The organism is Corallococcus sp. AB049A, assembly GCF_003668885.1.
GTDB classification, from domain to species: domain Bacteria; phylum Myxococcota; class Myxococcia; order Myxococcales; family Myxococcaceae; genus Corallococcus; species Corallococcus interemptor.
In genome coordinates this window covers 1-412 of record NZ_RAWL01001298.1, presented here as the reverse complement: position 1 = coordinate 412, position 412 = coordinate 1, and the positions used below count along the sequence as shown (strand labels likewise).

At 68.7% G+C, this 412-nt stretch carries 1 protein-coding gene; it reads left to right on the top strand.

Translation table 11 applies throughout. The annotated features are described in order from the left end of the window. Positions 1–412: phage tail sheath subtilisin-like domain-containing protein (locus tag D7X55_RS41905; protein WP_199747461.1), on the top strand; the 412-nt coding region annotated here is incomplete at both ends.

Here is a 412-nt window from a genome sequence, read left to right as displayed (position 1 = left end):
CTGCAGGCCATTGCCGACCAGGCCAACGCCGTAACCGTGGTGGTGCGCGTCGCCGAAGGTACCGACGACAGCGCCACCACTGCCAACGTGATCGGCAAGAAGGACGGCGCCACCTTCACCGGGATGCAGGCGCTGCTGGTGGCTGAGGCGCAGGTAGGCGTGCGTCCGCGCATCCTGGGCGCACCGGGGCTGGACACCCAGCCGGTTTCGGCCGCGCTGGCCGTCATCGCCAAGAAGCTGCGCGCGATGGCGTACGTGAGCTGTGCCGCCAGCGCGTCGGTCAGCGAAGCCATCGCCTACCGCGAGCAGTTCAGCCAGCGCGAGCTGATGCTGATCTATCCCGACTTCGTCGCGTTCAACACGGCCGACGCCACAACGAGCATGGCTTTCGCGACCGCACGCGCCCTGGGCC